This is a genomic window from Micromonospora sp. 4G55, from assembly GCF_016803375.1.
In genome coordinates, this window is sequence record NZ_JAEVHN010000882.1 from 1 (window position 1) to 2,155 (window position 2,155).

Genomic DNA, 2,155 nt, shown 5'->3' on the forward strand with positions numbered 1-2,155 from the left:
CCGAACACCTCACCCCCGACGCCACCCGCCTCTGAGTGCCCGCACCGGACACGGAAAAAGTGGCCGTTCCGGGGGGAACGACCACTTTTCCTGAATGCTGTGGGATCAGCCGGCGAGGCTGGCCAGGTGCTGCTTGACCTGGGTGATGGAGGGGTTGGTCAGGGCGCTGCCGTCGGCGAAGCGGAGCGTGGGGACCGTCTGGTTGCCGCCGTTGACGCTCATCACGAACTGGGCCGCCTTCGAGTCCTGCTCGATGTCGACCACCTCGTACCCGATGCCCTCCCGGTCCAGCTGCGACTTGAGCCGGTGGCAGTAGCCGCACCACGGGGTGGAATACATCGTCAACATGGTCAGGTCCTCCAAGTGATCGCGTCGCCCGGCCTGTTGTTCAGGTCAGGCTAACCGCTGCAACATCGGCGGGAGCTGAGATGATTCCTCGCTGTGGGGGTTCACTCAGCGGCGGAAGTCGTGCTCGCCGGGCTCGACCCGGAGCAGCGCGCGGCGGTGACCGCCCCGGCCGGCCCGGTCTGCATCCTGGCCGGCGCGGGCACCGGCAAGACCCGCGCGGTGACCTCCCGGATCGCCCATCGTGCGCTCACCGGCGAGATCTCCCCCCGGCACGTGCTGGCGGTCACCTTCACCGCCCGGGCCGCCGCCGAGATGCGGGCCCGGCTCACCGTGCTCGGGGGTGTCCGGTGTCCAGGCGCGGACCTTCCACGCCGCCGCGCTGCGCCAGGTGCGCTACTTCGCGCCCCGGCTGCTGGCGGGGCGCGCCATGCCCGAGCTGCTGGACAGCAAGGTGCGGGTGGTCACCCTGGCCGCCGCCAAGGTCGGCCTGCGCGCCGACCGGGCCGCCGCGCGCGACCTCGCCGGCGAGATCGAGTGGGCCAAGTCGTCGCTGGTCGAGCCGGGTGAGTACGTGGTCGCCGCGGCCAAGGCGCTGCGCGAGACGCCGCACGAGCCGGCGAAGGTGGCCGAGGTCTTCGCCGCGTACGAGCGGCTCAAGCGCGCCAACGGTGTGATCGACTTCGAGGACATGCTGCGCGCCGCGGTCTGGGGGATCGAGGAGCACCGGGATGTCGCCGAGCAGGTGCGCGGCCAGTACCGGCACTTCGTCGTCGACGAGTACCAGGACGTCAACCCGTTGCAGCAGCGGCTGCTGGACGCCTGGCTCGGCGGCCGGGACGACCTGACCGTGGTGGGCGACGCCAGCCAGACGATCTACTCGTTCACCGGGGCCACCTCGTCGTACCTGGTCGACTTCCCGCGCCGACATCGGGGCGCGACGGTGGTCCGGCTGGTCCGTGACTACCGCTCCACCCCGCAGGTGGTCGGGCTGGCCAACGCGGTGATCTCGCAGGCCCGGGGCGCCGAGGCGCGGCTGCGGCTGGAGCTGCACGGGCAGCGCCCACCGGGCCCCGAGCCGGAGCTGCGGATCTTCACGGACGAGCCGGCCGAGGCGAACGCCGTCGCCGCCCGCTGCCGGACCCTGGTCGACGGGGGCACCCCGGCGAAGGAGATCGCCGTGCTGTTCCGGACCAACGCGCAGTCCGAGGCGTACGAGAAGGCGCTGACCGAGGCCGGCGTGCCGTACGTGGTGCAGGGGGCGGAGCGGTTCTTCGAGCGGGTCGAGGTGCGCCAGGCGATGGTCGCGCTGCGGGCCGCCACCCGCTCGATCCCGGGGGAGACCCCGCTGCCGACCGCCGTAGTCGAGGCGCTCGCCGCGGTGGGCTGGGCACCCGACGCGCCCCCGGCCGGCGGCGCCGCGCGGGAACGGTGGGAGGCGCTGGCCGCGCTGGTCCAGCTCGCCGAGGAGTACGCGGCGACGCCGGAGGTGCTGCCGATCGGCGAGGCCGCCGCGGTGGAGCGGCCGGTGACCCTGAGCGACTTCAACGAGGAGCTGGCCCGCCGGGCCACCCAGCAGCACGTGCCGACCGTCGACGGGGTGACGCTGGCGTCGCTGCACTCGGCCAAGGGGCTGGAGTGGGACGCGGTCTTCCTGGTCGGGCTCTCCGACGGCACCCTGCCCACCACGTACGCCCGTACCCCGGAGCAGGTCGAGGAGGAGCGCCGGCTGCTCTACGTCGGGATCACCCGTGCCCGGCAGTGGCTCTGGCTGTCGTACGCCTCGGCCCGCTCGCCGGGCGGACGGGCC

Annotated in this window: 1 protein-coding gene and 1 pseudogene; one reads left to right on the plus strand and one right to left on the minus strand. The window is 73.2% G+C overall.

What is annotated here, in order from left to right; all coding sequences use genetic code 11:
- Positions 1-105: 105 nt before the first annotated feature.
- The gene (locus JNW89_RS35630; RefSeq protein WP_238452361.1) at positions 106-348 is read right to left on the minus strand and encodes a mycoredoxin; all 243 of its coding nucleotides are present in this window, start codon (positions 346-348) and stop codon (positions 106-108) included.
- A gap of 93 nt (positions 349-441) precedes the next feature.
- Between JNW89_RS35630 and JNW89_RS35635 the strand changes: the two are divergent.
- A pseudogene (locus tag JNW89_RS35635) lies at positions 442-2,155 on the plus strand (ATP-dependent helicase); the annotation flags it as partial.